Here is a 17,081-nt window from a genome sequence, read left to right as displayed (position 1 = left end):
CCATCGACCGATCTTAGCGGGGCCGCGCGGCAGGGCAACGGCGCAGCGATGGTCCAGCGGCTAGTTGGACGCGGCTTCGATCAGTTTGCGCCGCTGCTCCCAGGTGCCTGTCGTCTGCGGCTTGACGAACAGCCGCGTGATCTCCGGCATCTCTTTCTTCAACAGTGCCTCAAGGCGTTCGACACAGGCCTCGATCTCCGGCGCCGTCAGATGGTCCTCGAATTCGATGCTCAGTCCGGCAACGATCTCCTGCGGTCCCATGTGGACGGTCAGGACGCCGTTGGCCCGCTGAACCGCCGGATCCTGCTGAGCGATCGCCAGCACCTTTTTCTGTACTTCGGGAGAGGCCGGCTCGCCGATGAGCAGGCCCTTGCTTTCGCGGGCCAGGAAGATCGCCGTCGCGCCGAGGATAAGCGCGATGCCGATCGAGGCGGCTCCATCCAACTCAGGCATCTCCAGCAGCTCAGCCGCCAGTATGCCGGCAAAGGCGACGATCAGGCCGAGCAGGGCCGCGCTGTCCTCGAACAGCACGGTATAGACGCTCGGGTCCTTGCTCGATTGCACGGCTTGCAGCCAGCCTTGCTTGCCCTTTTCTCGGCGGAATTCCTTCAGCGCCACCAGCCAGGAGCTGCCTTCGAACAGGAAAGACAGGCCGAGAACGACATAGTTCACCTTGACGTTGGCGACAGGCTCCGGCGCCATGATGTGGACGATGCCCTCGTATAGCGAGACGCCGGCGCCGAGCGCGAAGACCAGCAGGGCAACGATGAAGCTCCAGAAATAGAGCTCACGGCCATGGCCGAGCGGATGCGTGCGGTCGGCCGGTCGCGCGGCCCGGTGCATTCCGTAGAGCAGCAGCCCGCCATTGCCGGTATCGACCAGCGAGTGCACGCCTTCCGACAGCATCGCAGAACTGCCGGTGAAGAAAGCGGCGGCGAATTTGGTCACCGCGATGGCCAGATTGCCGGCCAGCGCCGCGTAGATAACCGTTTTCGAGCCGCCATGCCCGGCCATATAGTCTTGTCCCCTTCAGGCTACCCATTGTAGCGGCCCCACCGCCGAAGCTCCACAGGCAGCACAACGCGCGAACCGTCTCGTCGTTCGGATCATTGAAGACTCGCGGTCGGGAACGCCAGTTACTCGACGATCTCGTCGGTCCAAACCTTGAAGCCGGCGAGGGTCCCTGGGCCGAAAATATGGGTCAGCGGCACATCCGCCGCGTCGCGCCCGGAGGCGATCAGGATACGGCCGATGCGCGGCGCATTGTTGCGCGGGTCGAATACATGCCAGCGGCCGCCGAGATAGACTTCCATCCAGGCGGCGAAATCCATGCTCGACCACGGCTTCGGCATGCCGATATCGCTGATGTAGCCGGTGCAGTAACGCGTCGGGATGTTGAGCGCCCGGCAGAAGGTGACGGCCAGATGCGCGAAGTCGCGGCACACGCCGCTCTGTTCGCGGTAGGTTTCCGCAGCGGTACGCGTTGGCCGCGCATTTCCATAGCTGAAGACGATATGGTTGTGGACGAAATCGCACACCGCCTGCACGCGCGGAATGCCAAGCGGTGTATGGCCGAACAGCCGCCACGCTTCGTTGGCCAGAAGGTCGCTCTCGCAAAACCGGCTGGGCAGCAGGAACAGCAGCGTCTCCGCCGGCAGGTCGCGCACCTCGTGCTGCCAGGCCATCAGGTCGCCCATTTCGAAGGTGCCGGGCGCGCGGATTACCGAATCGGTGCCGAATGTGAACCGGCCGGGCGGTGCAACGAAACGGTTGCACCAATTGCCGAAACTGTCGCGGTAGCTCTCGATCGGCACCGGCGGGTTCGAGGTCAGGAAATCCGGACGCTCGAGATCGGAGGCACGGGAATAATGGACATTGAGCATCGCGATGAGCGGCGTTTCCTGCGGAAAGTCGAAGCTCATCTCGCAGCCAATGTGGATACGCATTGTCGTCCTGACCGCCTGCCTGACGATCACCCGGCGAAAGCACGGATCGATGCTGCAGTGCGAGAATGACCATGGCACGGACCGCCATGGTTTACGAGCAAATTAGAAATCGGTTGAAAGCGGCCGACCGACGGCTACGGTAGGCGCTGCCCTCTTGCGGCAAAGCGTTTCTCTTGTTTCACTTCGCATCCCGCAACTAGAGGAACGAATCATGGCCAAAGGCGCGATGAAGGCAGGCAAGGAAGCCCGCAAGCCGAAGAAGGATGCCAAGAAGCCGGCAGCCGCTCCCGCCCTGAAGGCACCGCCGGTCAAGGCGATGCGCATCAAGGAAAAGTAAGGCTCGGGCAAAGCGGCGCGGGCGAATCCCACCGGCGGCGTCAGACGATGCCGCCGGATTGATCGGGCGTTCGGACAACCCTATATCTCTGGCGCGAGGACGGCCCCGCGCCTCCGAAAATTTGGTCGGGACGACCCGCCCACATTGATCAAGCATCCCGGATCGGATTCCGTTTCCGGCCCGATGCTGGATGGAGCGTTTCCGATGTCCTGGGTTCTTTTGTTTTTCGCTGGCCTGTTCGAAATCGGCTGGGCGATCGGCCTCAAATATACCGACGGTTTCTCGAAACTGGTACCGACGGTCCTGACTGTCGCATCGATGATCGTCAGTCTTACCCTGCTCGGCCTGGCGCTGAAGGCGCTTCCCGTCGGCACCGCCTATGCGGTGTGGACCGGCATCGGTACGGTCGGCACCGCGCTGCTCGGCATCTGGCTGCTTGGCGAGCCCGCAACCGCGATCAGGCTGGCCTGTATCGCGCTGATCGTCTGCGGCATTATGGGGCTGAAGTTCGCGGCCTGATTGCCTCCAAGCGTCTGCCCTCGGGCTTGGCCCGAGGGTGCGAGCCGTTGGGACGGCCTGCCTCAGAGAGGCTCAAGGCTTTGTTTTCATGCAAACGCGTTCAGGGCCGCAGCAAGGCGACCCTGCTTCCAAATTTCGAAGCTTGGCCGAAAAGGCCTTAGCGGGCGGAGAAGCCCGGAGGCGTTCTGCCGGTACGCTGCTTGCGCGCTGCATAACGCGCGTCACGCTTGGCCTTACGCTCGGCTTCGTCAGCCAGCAGACGAGCTATGCGCTCGGTCTCCTCGGCTTCCTTGATCTTCGCTTCAGCCTGCGCTGCCTCTTCGGCGGCGATGCGTGCCGCTTCGGCCGCTGCCTCGCGCTCGGCCTTCTCGACCGCCTCGCGTGCCAGCTTTTCCTGCTTCAGCCTCGCCTTCTCGGCCTCACGGATTTCGCGAGCCTCGAGAATTGCCTTGCGTTCGGCCTGCCGCGCCAGCACTGCGGGATCATCCGCCGGCGGCTTTGCCTTGAAGCGCTCGAGAAGCGCCTTCTTTGCCTCGTTCGCGGCGTTGCGCCGCTCGAAAACGTCTTTTTCCCTGTAAATAGCCAAGTCCACTTCCCTGAAGTCAATTCGCGAGGCTTACATACGCGCGAATAGCAAGAGTTCAAGCGCCAAAACGGTATGCCAGCCATGAAATTCCGCGATGTTGCGCGCGGGAGACGCCTTTTCCTTGCAAACCGACATGCACTGTTCACCGTCAGCCTCTCTGGCGGCGAGGCTGTACCGTCGCTACGTCAGCGGTTCACCTTTTGGTGAACCGCTCTTTCTGTTGCTTTGACGCAATTCCGGACGGAAAACCGTTTCACACTTTTCCTGGAATTGCTTCTGGCGGTAAAACCCAACACCAGGATGACATCACATGGAACTCGGTCTTTACACCTTTGCCGACGTCAGCCCGCAACCGGGCCCCGGCGCCATTGGGCCGCATGAGCGGCTGCGAAACCTGATCGAAGAGGTCGAACTGGCCGACCAGGTCGGTCTCGACGTTTTTGGGCTCGGCGAACATCACCGGCCCGATTATGCCGCTTCAGCACCGGTCGTGGGTTTGGCCGCGGCTGCCGAGCGCTCGAAACGCATCAAGCTGACCAGCGCGGTTACCGTGCTTTCCTCCGACGATCCGGTGCGCGTCTTCCAGCAGTTTGCCACGCTCGATCTTCTGTCGGGCGGGCGCGCCGAGATCATGGCCGGGCGTGGTTCGTTCATCGAATCCTTCCCGCTGTTCGGCTACAATCTGGAGGATTATGACGAGCTGTTCGCGGAAAAGCTCGATCTACTGCTTGCCATCCGAGACAGCGTCAAGGTCACATGGTCCGGCAATCTGCGCGCGCCGATCAACGATCGCGGTGTCTATCCCCGGCCGTTCCAGGACAGGTTGCCGATCTGGATCGCCATTGGCGGCACGCCCCAGTCTGCTGCCCGCGCGGGCGCGCTCGGCCTGCCGCTGGCGCTCGCCATCATCGGCGGCGAGCCGGCCCGCTTCGCGCCGCTGTTCGATGTCTACCGCGAGGCCGCCAAGCGCGCCGACGCTGACCCGTCGGGCCTCGCCACCAGCATCAACGTGCATGGCTTCATTGCCGAGACGACCGAACAGGCGGCCGACGATTTCTACGGTCCGCAGGCGGAAGTGATGAACCGCATCGGCCGCGAGCGCGGCTGGGGCCCGACATCGCGGGCGCATTTCGACCAGTCGCGTGGTCCGAGTGGTGCCCTGTTCGTCGGCAATCCGGAGCAGGTGGCGGAAAAGATCGTCGCCCAGCACAGGATTTTCAACAATGACCGCTTCCTGCTGCAGATGGCGATCGGCACCATGCCGCACACCAAGATCATGAAGGCGATCGAACTCTACGGCACAAGGGTGGCGCCGATCGTGCGCAAGGAAACGGCGAAATCCCCAGCGGAGGTGGCAGCGCCCGTCGCCTGAGCCAGATGAGCAACGGCAGGCCTGCAGACGCGGGCCTGCCGGCTAACGGAACCTTGAAGCCACGCCGGCGTTTTCGGTCGACGGATCGCACCAATTGCGGTGCGCCGCCGAGGGACCGTGATGAAAGCCGAACCCGCCGCTTTGGGCGCAGGTGTTGCCGAGGCTCAAGACGTGCGCGTCGCGGCTCGCGCGGATACGCATCTGATGCGCTCGCTGCTCATCGGCATCTTCATTTTCATGACCATCTACGCGCTCTACTTCGCCCGCGCTTTCTTCATGCCGGTCATCCTGGCCTTCCTTCTGGCGTTAACGCTGACGCCGATCGTGCGGCTGCTGCGGAAACGTGGCATTCCCGAAGTGGTCTCGGCGACGCTTCTTGTGCTGCTCTCGATCTGCGTGTTCGCCAGCGCAGGCTACCTGCTCAGCGGTCCGGTCATCGACCTCATCAACAACACATCGTCGATCGGCCAGCAGCTCACCGAGCGCTTGGCGCAATTGCGGCGTCCGCTGGAAAAAATCATGCAGGTCTCGCATCAGATCGAGCAATTGACCGAGACCACGCAAGAGCCCGGCGTGCAGAAGGTGGCGGTTGCCCAGTCCGGCATCCTGTCGTCGGCCGCCAGCAATATCCTGTCGGCGGGAACAAGCCTCACCATCATCTTCGTGCTCTCACTGTTCCTGCTCGCCTCGGGCACGATGTTCTATGAAAAGATCATCCAGTCCTTCGCCAGCCTCAGCGAGAAGAAGCGGGCGCTGCGTGTCGTTTTTGATGTCGAGCGTGAAATCTCGCACTATTTGCTCACCGTCACCATCATCAATGCCGGTCTCGGCACGGTGATCGGCCTGGGCCTTTGGGCGCTTGGCATGCCCAACCCGCTGGTCTGGGGTGTAGCCGCGGCACTCCTCAACTTTCTGCCCTATGTCGGCGCGCTGCTGACCTTGGTGCTGGTCACGGTCATGGCCTTGATCAGCTTCGACACCATTTCCTACGCGCTTTTGGCGCCGGCCTTCGTGCTGTTGTGCGACATCGTCGAGGGCCAGTTCGTGACACCGATGGTGGTCGGCCGGCGCCTGGAGATCAACGCCGTGGCGATCTTCATCGCCATCGCCTTCTGGTCGTGGCTGTGGGGCTTCGTCGGCGCCCTGATGGCGGTGCCGCTGCTGGTCGTCATCAAGGTGTTCTGCGATCATTTCGAAGGGCTGAGCCATGTCGGCAATTTTCTCGCCGCACAGCAGACCGCCGTGGTGGAAGAGGAGCCGGCGGAGGAGAGCAGCAAGGCCACCGCATAGAAGGTGGACGCGGTTTGCGGCGGCGGGATCGAATGCCTATATCCGGCCGATCAACTGCCGGTGCCTTCCCAATGAGCGACGTTCCTTCCTTCGATCTCGACGCCTATCTCGCTCGCATCGGTTACGCCGGTCCTCGGGACGCATCGCTGGATACGCTGAAGGCGCTGCATTTCCTGCATCCGCAGGCAATCCCGTTCGAAAACATGGATCCGTTTCTTGGCAACCCAGTTAGGCTCGACCTTGCCGCGCTGCAGGACAAGATCGTCCTTGGCGGGCGCGGCGGCTATTGCTTCGAGCACAACCTCCTCTTCATGCATGCGCTGAAGGCGCTTGGTTTTGAGGTCAGCGGCCTCGCCGCACGCGTGCTTTGGGGCCAGGCAGAAGATGCCATCACGGCGCGCAGCCACATGCTGCTGCGCATCGAGCTTGATGGCCGCACCTATATCGCCGATGTCGGCTTCGGTGGCCTGACCCTGACGGCGCCGCTGCTGCTGGATCCCGGCGCGGAGCAAAAACCCCCCCACGAGACATTTCGCATCGTCGAGGTCGACGATCATTTCCGCCTGCAGGCCGCCATCGGCGGCGACTGGCGCTCGCTCTACCGCTTCGACCTGCAGCCGCAGTATGAGGTCGACTATTCCGTCACCAACTACTTCCTGTCGACCAGTCCGACATCGCATTTCCTGACGACTGTCGTGGCGGCGCGCGCCGCGCCCGACCGGCGTTACGCTTTGCGCGGCAATCGCCTGTCGATCCATCACATTGGTGGCCGCACCGAGCAGACAGAGATAGCTACCGCCGCCGAACTCGCCGACATGCTGGAAGGCCAGCTCGGCATCATCATTCCCGACCGCACGGCTTTCGAGGCCAGGGTGCGTGAGAAGAAGATCGTGGAGACCAACGCATGACCGAACTGTCCGTTCTCGACCTGTCGCCGATCGTCGAAGGCAGCGATGCCTCGCAATCGCTGGCCAACTCGCTCGATCTCGCTCGCCATGCCGAGCGCCTGGGCTATAAGCGCTACTGGCTGGCCGAGCATCACAACATGCCGGGCATTGCGAGCGCCGCCACATCCGTGGTCATCGCCCATGTCGCCGGCGGCACCAAGACCATTCGCGTCGGCGCCGGCGGCATCATGCTGCCCAACCATGCGCCGCTGGTCATTGCCGAGCAATTCGGCACGCTGGCTGCCTTGTTTCCCGGCCGTATCGATCTCGGCCTCGGCCGGGCACCCGGCACCGACATGAACACCGCGCGCGCCTTGCGCCGCAACCTCGAGGCTGGCGTCGACAATTTTCCACAGGATGTCGTCGAGCTGATGGGCTATTTCCTGCCCGCCGAAGAAGGCCAGCGCCTCCGCGCCGTGCCGGGCGAAGGCCAGACCGTGCCAATCTGGATTCTTGGTTCCAGCCTCTATGGCGCGCAGCTCGCCGCCATGCTCGGCCTGCCCTATGCCTTCGCCTCGCATTTCGCGCCGGCAGAGCTCGATCACGCACTGGACATCTACCGCTCGCGCTTCCAGCCCTCGGAACAGCTCGACAAACCGCATGTCATGCTCGGCCTCAACGTCTTTGCCGCACCGACCGATGCCGAGGCACGATTGCTGTTCACCTCGCTGCAGCAGGCCTTCGTCAATTTGCGCACCGGCCGGCCGGGGCGACTGCCGCCGCCTGTCGAGAATTATGAAAGGGATCTCGACCCGATGGCCAAGACCATGCTCGGCCAGGCGCTGTCTTGCGCCGTTGTCGGTTCTCCCGAAACGGTCCGCCAGGGCATCGATGCCTTCGTGCGCCGCACTGGTGCTGACGAACTGATGGTCACCGCGCAGATCTTTGATCATGCTGCGCGGGTGCGCTCCTTCGAGATCCTGGCCGACGCTCACAAATCCCTGTCGCAGGCGGCCTGACGTTTTGTGTCCAGCGGGGTCCTTTTGCCGGTAGCGATGCTCTGCTAAGTGCGGAGCATCCAGAGGCAAGAGCGAGCTTTCCCGTGACACATGATTTTGACGCCCGCACGCAGTTTGCCATCGATCTGGCCCGGCGGGCAGGCGAGCTCGGCCTCGGATATTTCCGCGACCTGGAAAGCCTGACCATCGAGAGCAAGGGCCATCAGGACCTGGTCTCGCAAGCCGACCGCGAGGTTGAACTGTTTATCCGCGCGGCCATCGCCGCTGATTATCCGCAAGATGGCATCGTCGGCGAGGAACATGCCTCGGTCACTGGTGCGACCGGCTATGTCTGGGTCATCGACCCCATCGACGGCACCGCCAATTTCGTGCGCGGCATTCCGGCCTGGTGCGTGGTGATAGCTTGCGCCAGGGATGGCGAGACGGTCGTCGGCGTCATTCACGAACCGTCGACCGGCGAGACGTTTCACGGCCGGCTCGGCGGCGGCGCGTTCCTCAATGGCAGGCCGATCAGGACGAGCGCAGCGACCAGCCTGGAAGAAGGCTCGGTGGGGACCGGATTCTCGAACCGGGCGGAGGCTGAAAATATCGCCGTGCTCATCAAGAAGATCCTGGCCGAAGGCGGCGTCTTCTTCCGCAACGCCTCAGGCGCCCTGATGCTGGCCTATGTGGCCTCGGGACGGTTGCTTGGCTATGTCGAAGAACACATGAATGCCTGGGACTGCCTGGCCGGCATGCTGCTGATTGAGGAGGCCGGCGGCACCGTTCTGAAGGCCGACCCCAAAACGGTGCTGCACGACGGCACCCGGGTCATCACTGGCGGCAAGGGTGTGTTTTCGAAACTGCAGGAGCTTTGCTTAGGCGTGTTCCGGCCCTGATTGCTAGCCGGGTGGCGGGTATCCTTATGCCAGCTTCGCCAGCAGCTTCGTGAAGGTGGCGATCTCCTTGGCCGAGAGCGGCGCCAGCGTCTCCTGAGTGATCTCCCGGGCCAGCGGGATCAGGCGTTCGATGGCGTCGCGGCCTTCCGGGGTCAAGTTGACCAGCAGCCGCCTTTTGTCGACCTCATGCTTGGAAAGTTCGACAAGGCCGCGCGCCTTCAGCCTGTCGATGACGCCCTTCACGGTCGCCGCATCCATGGCGATCAGTGTGCCGAGCTGGTTTTGCGAGGTCTCGCCGACATCGCGCAGTTTGGCCAGCGCCGCGAATTGCGGTGGCGTCAAATCGCCAATATGCGCGGCGAAAATCGAGACATGGCGCTGGTGCGCCTTGCGCAGGATGAAGCCGACCTGCTCCTGCAGGAGGTAATCGTGGTCCTCAGGCTCTTCGGCCTCGACCAGCTTGAGCAGATTGTCCTCGCCGCTCACCGCAGCCCATCCCAGGCCTTGATGCCGTCGGCCGCAAGACCACCCATGCGGTTGTGGATGCGCGGCCCGCAGGTCATGGCCAGACAGAAAAGAATCTCGTCGGGGCGCGGACCGTCGCTGATGCCGACTTCCATGGCGTCGAAATGGCTACGAACATAGGCGGCGTTGATGTGGCCAAGCGGCACGTCGAGCTTCGAGCCGAAAGCCCCGACCTTCTTGGCCGACGGCACGATCGCCTTGGCGTCGCCAAGCCGTTCGCGCATCGCGTAGCCACCGGGCACATGCCAGAGCGCACCGTGCTCCAGTTCGCCTGATATGCCGACGATGGCGCCCTTGCCGTAGCCGTCGATCTGTTTGACGTCACCGCCAAGTGCGGCGATGAGCCTGTCGGAAAGCAACAGCCCGAGCGGCTTCAGATCGTCCATGGCGGTCTGCAAATCCTCGACATAGCGCCCGGCGAACGGGTTCTTGACCACAGCCATGGCAGCGGCACGCCGGCGCGGCACCTCGGCGACCGGCCCGCCATCATGAAATATCTCTTCGCTCAGCACCGCGATTTTGCGGATCGGGAACTCAGGCATGGGCAATTTCCTCCCTCGGATTTTTGTTGGGCGCGGCAAGTGCAACCGAGCCACTGATGCGGGCTTCACCGCCAAGAAACAGCGCCGATGCGGCAATCAGGCCGCGCCGGCGAAAATCTTCGGCGACGGCAAGGCCGTTGTCCAGCGCCCGCGCCACCTCGCCAAATGCAAGCGGGCCGACGGCTTGTGTCACCAAGCGGGGGCCAAGATCGCTGTCGGGCAACAATTCGTATGCCGGAACGCGCTTGATGGCAGGATTGCCGGGCAGGTCTACCGCGTTGGCAATCAGCGTCGCCGCCGCATCCGCCTCGGCGCCGGTCCGCGCCAGCACGGTGACAGCATCGGCTATGCCAAGCGAGAAGGAGCGGCCGCGCCAACCGCTGGTGGCAACGCCGCCAACGCCATCTTCGGCGCGTATCGTGATCCGGTCGGCCATGCCGTTGCCGGTGCCGGCGACCGCCAGGCCCATCGACTGGCCCTTGCCGATATGGAGAGCGCTGTCGCCGCCATTGTTGACATAGGCGCGATCGAGCTTGCGATCGGCAAGCAATGCGGCGAGCATTTCGTCGGCTACCGATCCGGCAACGGCGGCCATCGGTGTTATGAAGCATTCCGCCAAAGGCATGACGGCAGCTTCCATGCGGCGCGCCGTAGGGCCGGCAAAGGTGCGTGGCGCCAGGAAAAACGCAGGGAGCCGCAATTCGGGAAGCTCCTCGACCAACTCGATCAGGATCGTCTGGAAGCGTGAAACCGCCTGCTCATAGGCCAGATGGCACTCGTGCGCCTCGCCAAACGCCTCGACGATCAGATCGATCGGCCCGTGGTTGAGATGCAACCGCTTGCCGTCCTGAAGCCAATGCGCTTGCGGGCCGTCCATCATCCGGTCCCGTTCGACGCGGCGCGCCGCAACTGTGCCAGCGGCGGCCAGGGGTTACTGGTCGGCGCGCCGGTGCCCTGGCGAGGGTTGAGGTATTCGCCGCCCCTGGCGACGATATCCTCGACGCTGCGGATTTCGGCCTCGTAGCCGCCGAGCCTGATGTAATCGTCGCGGCGCAAGGTGAACTCGATTGGTGCCACCAGCGCCGGCGTCGGCACATAGCCGAAGGCGCCTTCCGGCACCCGCGTCACATCGACCATCAGCGTGATGCCGCCGCCCGGCCAGACATAGACCGGCGCGCCGCCGACCGTGACATAGGTCTTCAGGCCTTGCACCGAACGGGTGAGATTGACCGGGTTTTCAGTGACACCGGCGCGCAGCGAACCACCGGCGCCGCCGATGAACAGCACGGTGCACAAGGCCGGCTCGCAATTGTCCTCGATCAGGTTGACCGACTTCCGCAACCGCTCCGGAAACGGTTTTTCCACCGGCTTCAGATCGTCATCGAGTTCGTAGTAGGCGAACTGCTCGCCGGTGGTCGAGACCATCAGCAGCGACAGGCCGGGGCGGGCGCCTTTCTTGGCGTTCCATTCGCCGAGGATCGACAGCGGATCGGAAATCGAGGTGCCGCCCCAGCCGAGACCGGGCTCGGAGACCTTGAAATAGCGGCCCGGCGTTGAACGGCGGCCGATGATTTTTATCCCGGTATCCTGCCAGCCCAGCACCTTGCCAGCCTGATGCTCGGAGACGACGCCGGTGATGTGGTCGTCGACCACTACGACCTCGTCGACCAGCCCGCGCCATTGCGTGGCGAACATACCGATGGTGGCCGAACCGCAGCCGACGCGCATGCGCTGTTCCTGCTTGCCGTCGATGACGGGTGGTTTGCCGGCTTCGACGATGATGGTGGCGCCACCGTCGATGGCGAGCTCCACGGGCTTGCGGTTGCACAAATTGAGCAGCGCGTCGCAAGTCGCGCGGCCTTCCGACTTGGAGCCGCCGGTCAGATGATGCACACCGCCCAGCGACAGCATCTGCGAGCCATATTCGCCCGTCGTGACATGGCCGACCGCTTCGCCCTGCGAGCGAACGATTGCCGTTTCGGGTCCGAGGTGGCGGTCGGTGTCGATCTTCACCTTGACGCCGCAATACGAAAAGATGCCTTCGGTGACCACGGTGACGAGATCGACGCCCTCGACCTCCTGGCTGACGATGAAGGGGGCCGGCTTGTAGTCGGGATAGGTGGTGCCCGCGCCTATCGCCGTGACGAAGCGGCGCCCGGTGTTGACCAGTTCGCCGTCCCAAGCCTCGCCCTCTGCGACAAAGGGCACCATGGCAGCGCCGGTCTCGGCCGCATGGTCGAGAATGGTCAGCGGATCCATGCGCACGATCCTTCCGCCGGTATTGCCGTAGCGGTCACAGGCGCCGGTGCGGCCATCGGCGATGTAGCACATCACCGGGCAGGCATCGCAGCGGATCTTCTCCGCCACCAGCTTCTCGCCGGGGTCATGGGTCTCAAAACGTTCGGCAAGCTCGCTCATGCGCGTGCCTCCTTCTCGCGGATCGCGGCGCTAATGCGTGTCGGCGTCGCCGGAACCTTGGTGATGAGCACGCCGGTGGCGTGGCGGATGGCGTTGAGGATCGCCGGCGCGGTCGGGATCAGCACATGCTCGCCCAGGCCCTTGGCGCCGAACGGGCCTTCGGGGTCGGGCACCTCGATCAGGATGGTCTCGATCGGCGGCACGTCGCCGATGGTCGGGATCAGATAGTCGTGCAGATTCTCGGTGCGACCGGGAATGTATTCCTCCATCAGCGCCATGCCGATGCCTTGCGCGATGCCGCCCTCGATCTGGCCTTCGACCAGCAGCGGGTTGATCGCCTTGCCGACATCGTGCGCGGCGGTGATTTTCAGCAGCTTCACCGTGCCAAGCTTGAGATCGACCTCCAGCTCGGCGATCTGCGCGCCGTAGCCGTAGACGGCATAGGGCTTGCCCTGGCCCTTGGCATCGAGCGGCAGCGTCGGCGGATCGTAAGTTTCCTCGGCGCGGAAGACGAAGCCGTCCGCATCCACATCGAGCGCGGCGAGATCGATACGGCGGGTAGCCTCGCCCTCGCGGATGACGATTGCCGAGCCATCCAGTTGCAGGGAAGCCCTTTCCGAGACATTGGCGAAACGCAGGATCTTTTCGCGCAAGGCGCGGCCGGACTTCTCTGCCGCCTTGCCGGTGACAAAAGTCTGGCGCGACGCCGACGTCTTGCCGGCATCGGGACTGATCGCCGTGTCGGCACTCTTCAGCCGGAATCTTTCCAGCGGCAGGCCAAGCGCGTCGGCGCAGATCTGGGTGATGACGGTGTTGGAGCCCTGGCCTATATCGACGGCGCCCTGGTGCAGGATGACCTCGCCCGACGGCGAGATGCCGACCCGGATGGTCGACGGATTGGGCAGCGAGGTGTTGCCGCAGCCATACCAGCAGGACGCGACGCCGACGCCGCGCTTTTTGTTTACATTAGATGTATTGAATATATCGGCGCCGGCTGTTGCGCGGGCCCAATGCGACCGCAGGGAGTCGAGGCATTCGAAGATACCGACACCGGACTCCAGTCTCTGTCCGGTAACCGTTTCGGAGCCGTTCCGAAGACAGTTCTTCAGGCGAAAATCGAGTCTGTCCATGCCAAGCTTGCCGGCCAGCTCGTCATACAGCGTCTCCTGCATGATCGTGGCCTGCGGCACGCCGAAACCACGGAAGGCACCGGAGATCGGACCATGCGTGTGGATGGCGCGGCCTTCGGCACGATAATTCGGCGTCGCATAGGGGCCGGAGGCATGCACCGGCACGCGGTTGGCAACGGTCGGTCCCCAGCTGGCATAGGCACCGGTGTTGAAATCGCCGGCAAAGACCATGCCGGTGACGAGGCCGTCGGCATCCGCCCCGATGGTCGCTTTCATCTCCGAGGGATGGCGCTTGGTGGTCGACATCATCGATTCGTTGCGGGTGTAGGCAAGTGCCGCCGGACGCCCGGTCTTCAGCGCCACAAGGCCGATCAGCGGCTGCAGCGAAACGTCGAGTTTTGAGCCAAAACCGCCGCCGGTCGCAGTCGGCACGATGCGCACCTTGTCGACCGCAAGGCCGAGCACTTTCGCCGTCTCGTCGCGGTCCATATAGGGCGCTTGCGTGCAGGCGACGACGACGAGCGTATCTCCATCGAGATAGGCATAGCCGGCTTCCGGTTCGATATAGGCGTGCTCGACATAGGATGTGTCGATCGCGCCGGACACGGTCACGGCTGCATTGGCAAGCGCTGCTTCGGGATCACCGCGCTCGACAAAACCCTTGGTCAACAAATTGGCCGGGCGGTTCTCATGGATCAAAGCGGCGTCGGCAGCCTGCGCTTCGGCAGGCTGGAGAAAATGCGGCAACTCGGTCCAGCGGATCGGGAAATCCGACAGATCGAGATCGAGGATGGCCTCGCGCTCGCCGGCGACCAGCGCCACCGCCTCGCCGCGAAGCCGCGCAAACCCTTCCGCCAGCGCCGGCTGGTCGGCGAATGGGCCAATGACGCCGAAACAGTTCTTTCCCGGAATATCGGCCGCCGTGAAGACGCCGGCGATGCCGGGATGGGCTTTTGCCCAGTCATCGAGGTCGCCGAAGGCAAAGCTGGCATGATAGTGCGGCGAGCGGACCACCAGCACGGACAAGGCATCGGCGGGGAAGGAATCACCGCCGAATTTTTCGCCGCCGGTCACCTTCGGCATGCCATCGAGCCTGACAGGTGACGCGCCGACGGCGTGGCCGGACTGAGGCAGGCAGAAATCCAGACTTGCTGCCTGCTGAGAAGCCTCGATCACCGCCGCGATGATCTTCCGGTAGCCGGTGCAGCGGCAGAGAATGCCGCTCAGCGCATCCTGCACCTCGATCTCGGTCGGGCTCGGTTTCTTGTCCAGCAGCGCAGTCGCCGCGACCAGCAGCGCTGGCGTGCAGATGCCGCATTGCGCCGCGCCGTGGGCCAGGAAAGACGCCTGCAGGGCCGACAGCCTGCCGTTGGAAAGGCCTTCGACAGTTGTCACCGTCGCCCCGGATACGGAAGCCGCGGGCATCAGGCAGGCGCAGACGGGATCGCCATCGACCAGCACGGTGCAGGCGCCGCAATCGCCGGCGTCGCAGCCGACCTTGGTGCCGGTCAGCCGCAACTCATCGCGCAGCACCAAAGACAGCCGGCGCAGTGGCGGCACATTGACGGAAACGGCATCGCCATTGACCTCGAAAGCGATGTCGGCGCGCTCAAGGCCGATACCGCGCTGAACGGCGCCAAGATCGGGCAGGGTTTCACCGACTTCAGGCCTGACCCGGTTCATGCCGCCACCATTCCGTGATCACTTGTCTGTCCGGAAGCCTGCAACACGACGCGGGCAACGATCTCGCGCACGGCATCGAGCCTATACTCGGCACTGCCTCGGACATCGGCGATCGGCGACAGCTCGGACATCGGCGCGGACTGGGCCGCAGCCGCGAGCCTATCATCGACCGGCAATCCGCGAAGCGCTGTCTCGACACCGGCGAGTCGTTTGGCAACAGCCGAGCACGAACCAACGGCAACGGCAGCGTCCGCGACAACACCGTTCTCCACGAGCAGACGCGCCGCCACCATGGCAATGGAAATAACGAGATAGCGCCGCGCGCCGAGCTTTACGAAAGCCGACGTGCCGCTGGGTTTCGGCACGCGGATGGCCGTTACCATTTCGCCCGGCTGCAGGGCCGTCCGGCGGTTGCCGAGAATGAAATCCGATACGAGCAGATGACGGGTTGCAGTCACCGAACGCAGTTCGACATCGGCATCAAGCACGAGCAGGCCCGGCACGCCATCAGCGGCCGGCGAGGCGTTGCAGAGATTGCCGGCAACGGAAGCAACATTCTGGATCTGCGGCGAGCCGACCTCTCGTGCCGCCTGTTTCAGCGCATCGAAGGCCGGCGGCAACGGGTGGCGGATAACATCGGTCCATGTCGTGCGCGCGCCGATGACAAAATGGTCATCCGTCTCGGCGATGCCGCGCAGCGCCGCGAGGCCATTGATGTCGAGGACATTGTCTCGGAAAGGCTTGGTGCCCTGCGCCGGATAGAAATCGGTGCCGCCGGCGAGGATACGCCACGCGCCCTCGCCAAGCAGCGCGAGCGCTTCGTCGACCGTGGTGGGTTTCGCGTAACGGATCACGCTTTGCCTTCCCAGATAGGGCCTTCCCCGAAATTGGCCCACCCAGGGCGTTTACCCCGGGATTGTCTTGCCGGTTTGAAATCGGAAACTCATTCGTATGCAAATGATATCAAGCCGGTGGAAATTGTCAAAGCCAGAGTTTGGACCATCATCCTTTGCCCGGATGCCCGCAACGCGATTGTTACGTCTTCGGAGGTTGACGCGGCCGGCCATCTGGTCAAGTTTCTGCCTCCGGTCGCGTTAGCGGCATCTTTCTACTGTAGCCCGAGCCCACACAGAGAAGAAGGAGGCCAAATGGCCGACCAAGCGCTTGTTGTCATCGACCTGCAGAACGATTTTTGCCCCGGCGGTGCGTTGGCCGTGACCGGCGGCGACGAGATCGTGCCGCTGGTCAACGATATGATCCGCCACGCCGACCATGTCGTGTTGACACAGGACTGGCACCCTGCCGGCCATTCCAGCTTCGCCTCCAGCCATCCTGGCGCGCAACCGTTCTCGACGATCGAGATGCCCTATGGCCAGCAAACGCTGTGGCCGGACCATTGCATCCAGGGCAGCCTCGGCTCGGATTTCCATTCCGGCCTCGCCTGGACCAAGGCCGAACTCGTCATCCGCAAGGGATTTCGTCCTGACATCGACAGCTATTCGGCCTTCTTCGAGAACGACCGCACGACGCCCACCGGCCTCGCCGGCTATCTCAAGGAGCGCGGCATCGACACGCTGACCCTGGTCGGCCTGGCGACCGATTTTTGTGTCGGGTTTTCGGCTCTGGACGCGGTCAGCCATGGGTTCAAGACCACGGTGCGGCTCGACGCCTGCCGCGCTATCGATCTCAACGGCTCGCTCGAGACAATGCTGCAGCGCATGCGCGACGCCGGCGTGACGCTTGAAGACCAGTTGTCGGACTGAACAGGCCTTTGGGAAAGTACCCCCTCACCCGGATTGCCAACCAAATTGCGAAGAGCAATTCGGGCCAATCCAACCTCTCCCCGAGGGGAGAGGAGATCACCGGCATTGGCACCAGGCTCTTCTCCCCCACGGGGAGAAGGTGGCCGCGCAGCGGCCGTATGAGGGGGCTTTTCCCATACGCAATTC

At 63.6% G+C, this 17,081-nt stretch carries 17 protein-coding genes; 8 read left to right on the top strand and 9 right to left on the bottom strand.

Annotated elements, in window-relative coordinates:
• Positions 1–60: 60 nt before the first annotated feature.
• Together A3A9_RS0122005 and A3A9_RS0122000 are read right to left on the bottom strand one after the other, a co-directional pair.
• Positions 61–1,014 carry a cation diffusion facilitator family transporter gene (locus A3A9_RS0122005; protein WP_027060712.1) on the bottom strand — a complete coding sequence of 318 codons (954 nt, stop codon included), beginning with the start codon at positions 1,012–1,014 and terminating at the stop codon, positions 61–63.
• Positions 1,015–1,136: 122 nt separating this feature from the next.
• Positions 1,137–1,946, bottom strand: coding sequence for a transglutaminase-like domain-containing protein (locus A3A9_RS0122000; RefSeq protein WP_027060711.1), 810 nt, complete (start codon positions 1,944–1,946; stop codon positions 1,137–1,139).
• A 211-nt stretch (positions 1,947–2,157) separates the two neighbouring features.
• Here A3A9_RS0122000 and A3A9_RS46320 point away from each other — a divergent pair, with 211 nt between their 5' ends.
• Positions 2,158–2,283 carry a hypothetical protein gene (locus A3A9_RS46320; RefSeq protein ID WP_081294138.1) on the top strand — a complete coding sequence of 42 codons (126 nt, stop codon included), beginning with the start codon at positions 2,158–2,160 and terminating at the stop codon, positions 2,281–2,283.
• A gap of 204 nt (positions 2,284–2,487) precedes the next feature.
• On the top strand, positions 2,488–2,802 hold the full coding sequence (gene sugE, locus A3A9_RS0121990; protein ID WP_027060710.1) for a quaternary ammonium compound efflux SMR transporter SugE: 315 nt from the start codon (positions 2,488–2,490) through the stop codon (positions 2,800–2,802).
• A 157-nt stretch (positions 2,803–2,959) separates the two neighbouring features.
• Here sugE and A3A9_RS0121985 read toward each other — a convergent pair whose 3' ends face one another.
• A complete protein-coding gene (locus A3A9_RS0121985) occupies positions 2,960–3,388 on the bottom strand; it encodes a DUF6481 family protein (RefSeq protein WP_027060709.1) in 429 nt (142 codons plus the stop codon).
• Between the two features lie 310 nt (positions 3,389–3,698).
• Between A3A9_RS0121985 and A3A9_RS0121980 the strand changes: the two genes are divergently transcribed.
• The 5 genes from A3A9_RS0121980 to A3A9_RS0121960 all read left to right on the top strand — a co-directional run bounded on the left by A3A9_RS0121980 (position 3,699) and on the right by A3A9_RS0121960 (position 8,834).
• Entirely contained in the window at positions 3,699–4,760 is a 1,062-nt protein-coding gene (locus tag A3A9_RS0121980) for an LLM class flavin-dependent oxidoreductase (protein ID WP_027060708.1), read from the top strand.
• A 120-nt stretch (positions 4,761–4,880) separates the two neighbouring features.
• Entirely contained in the window at positions 4,881–6,050 is a 1,170-nt protein-coding gene (locus A3A9_RS0121975) for an AI-2E family transporter (RefSeq protein WP_033838722.1), read from the top strand.
• Positions 6,051–6,121: 71 nt separating this feature from the next.
• Entirely contained in the window at positions 6,122–6,958 is an 837-nt protein-coding gene (locus A3A9_RS0121970) for an arylamine N-acetyltransferase family protein (RefSeq protein WP_027060706.1), read from the top strand.
• Positions 6,955–7,956 carry an LLM class flavin-dependent oxidoreductase gene (locus A3A9_RS0121965; protein WP_027060705.1) on the top strand — a complete coding sequence of 334 codons (1,002 nt, stop codon included), beginning with the start codon at positions 6,955–6,957 and terminating at the stop codon, positions 7,954–7,956. Before A3A9_RS0121970 ends, A3A9_RS0121965 begins: the two co-directional genes overlap by 4 nt.
• Positions 7,957–8,039: 83 nt before the next feature.
• Positions 8,040–8,834 carry an inositol monophosphatase family protein gene (locus A3A9_RS0121960; protein ID WP_027060704.1) on the top strand — a complete coding sequence of 265 codons (795 nt, stop codon included), beginning with the start codon at positions 8,040–8,042 and terminating at the stop codon, positions 8,832–8,834.
• A 24-nt stretch (positions 8,835–8,858) separates the two neighbouring features.
• On the opposite strand, the gene A3A9_RS0121955 is transcribed toward A3A9_RS0121960, so the two are convergent.
• From A3A9_RS0121955 to A3A9_RS0121930, 6 genes are read right to left on the bottom strand one after another with little or no spacing between them, the layout of a single operon-like run.
• The gene (locus tag A3A9_RS0121955; RefSeq protein ID WP_027060703.1) at positions 8,859–9,320 is read right to left on the bottom strand and encodes a MarR family winged helix-turn-helix transcriptional regulator; all 462 of its coding nucleotides are present in this window, start codon (positions 9,318–9,320) and stop codon (positions 8,859–8,861) included.
• The gene (locus A3A9_RS0121950; RefSeq protein WP_027060702.1) at positions 9,317–9,901 is read right to left on the bottom strand and encodes an amino acid synthesis family protein; all 585 of its coding nucleotides are present in this window, start codon (positions 9,899–9,901) and stop codon (positions 9,317–9,319) included. Before A3A9_RS0121950 ends, A3A9_RS0121955 begins: the two co-directional genes overlap by 4 nt.
• Entirely contained in the window at positions 9,894–10,778 is an 885-nt protein-coding gene (locus A3A9_RS0121945) for a UPF0280 family protein (RefSeq protein WP_027060701.1), read from the bottom strand. The genes A3A9_RS0121950 and A3A9_RS0121945 overlap by 8 nt, the downstream gene beginning before the upstream one ends.
• Entirely contained in the window at positions 10,778–12,319 is a 1,542-nt protein-coding gene (locus A3A9_RS0121940) for a hypothetical protein (RefSeq protein ID WP_027060700.1), read from the bottom strand. Before A3A9_RS0121940 ends, A3A9_RS0121945 begins: the two co-directional genes overlap by 1 nt.
• The gene (locus tag A3A9_RS0121935) at positions 12,316–15,132 is read right to left on the bottom strand and encodes a molybdopterin-dependent oxidoreductase (protein WP_027060699.1); all 2,817 of its coding nucleotides are present in this window, start codon (positions 15,130–15,132) and stop codon (positions 12,316–12,318) included. The genes A3A9_RS0121940 and A3A9_RS0121935 overlap by 4 nt, the downstream gene beginning before the upstream one ends.
• Positions 15,129–15,986, bottom strand: a complete 858-nt coding sequence (locus tag A3A9_RS0121930) for an FAD binding domain-containing protein (protein ID WP_027060698.1) — start codon at positions 15,984–15,986, stop codon at positions 15,129–15,131. Before A3A9_RS0121930 ends, A3A9_RS0121935 begins: the two co-directional genes overlap by 4 nt.
• 294 nt (positions 15,987–16,280) lie before the next feature.
• Here A3A9_RS0121930 and pncA point away from each other — a divergent pair, with 294 nt between their 5' ends.
• Positions 16,281–16,895 carry a bifunctional nicotinamidase/pyrazinamidase gene (gene pncA / locus A3A9_RS0121925; protein WP_027060697.1) on the top strand — a complete coding sequence of 205 codons (615 nt, stop codon included), beginning with the start codon at positions 16,281–16,283 and terminating at the stop codon, positions 16,893–16,895.
• The last annotated feature ends 186 nt before the right edge of the window (positions 16,896–17,081 follow it).

This window comes from Mesorhizobium loti CJ3sym (genome assembly GCF_000472785.1).
Classification (GTDB): Bacteria; Pseudomonadota; Alphaproteobacteria; order Rhizobiales; family Rhizobiaceae; genus Mesorhizobium; species Mesorhizobium loti_E.
This window is presented reverse-complemented; position numbering and strand designations above follow the sequence as displayed.

What these genes read in the sequence shown, in the direction of transcription:
- pncA (WP_027060697.1), top strand. Translation starts at nt 16,281, where the DNA reads ATGGCCGACCAAGCGCTTGTTGTCATCGACCTGCAGAACGATTTTTGC.
- A3A9_RS0121950 (WP_027060702.1), bottom strand. Translation starts at nt 9,901, where the DNA reads ATGCCTGAGTTCCCGATCCGCAAAATCGCGGTGCTGAGCGAAGAGATA.
- A3A9_RS0121980 (WP_027060708.1), top strand. Translation starts at nt 3,699, where the DNA reads ATGGAACTCGGTCTTTACACCTTTGCCGACGTCAGCCCGCAACCGGGC.
- A3A9_RS46320 (WP_081294138.1), top strand. Translation starts at nt 2,158, where the DNA reads ATGGCCAAAGGCGCGATGAAGGCAGGCAAGGAAGCCCGCAAGCCGAAG.
- A3A9_RS0122005 (WP_027060712.1), bottom strand. Translation starts at nt 1,014, where the DNA reads ATGGCCGGGCATGGCGGCTCGAAAACGGTTATCTACGCGGCGCTGGCC.
- sugE (WP_027060710.1), top strand. Translation starts at nt 2,488, where the DNA reads ATGTCCTGGGTTCTTTTGTTTTTCGCTGGCCTGTTCGAAATCGGCTGG.
- A3A9_RS0121940 (WP_027060700.1), bottom strand. Translation starts at nt 12,319, where the DNA reads ATGAGCGAGCTTGCCGAACGTTTTGAGACCCATGACCCCGGCGAGAAG.
- A3A9_RS0121935 (WP_027060699.1), bottom strand. Translation starts at nt 15,132, where the DNA reads ATGAACCGGGTCAGGCCTGAAGTCGGTGAAACCCTGCCCGATCTTGGC.
- A3A9_RS0121965 (WP_027060705.1), top strand. Translation starts at nt 6,955, where the DNA reads ATGACCGAACTGTCCGTTCTCGACCTGTCGCCGATCGTCGAAGGCAGC.
- A3A9_RS0121945 (WP_027060701.1), bottom strand. Translation starts at nt 10,778, where the DNA reads ATGGACGGCCCGCAAGCGCATTGGCTTCAGGACGGCAAGCGGTTGCAT.
- A3A9_RS0121975 (WP_033838722.1), top strand. Translation starts at nt 4,881, where the DNA reads ATGAAAGCCGAACCCGCCGCTTTGGGCGCAGGTGTTGCCGAGGCTCAA.
- A3A9_RS0122000 (WP_027060711.1), bottom strand. Translation starts at nt 1,946, where the DNA reads ATGCGTATCCACATTGGCTGCGAGATGAGCTTCGACTTTCCGCAGGAA.
- A3A9_RS0121970 (WP_027060706.1), top strand. Translation starts at nt 6,122, where the DNA reads ATGAGCGACGTTCCTTCCTTCGATCTCGACGCCTATCTCGCTCGCATC.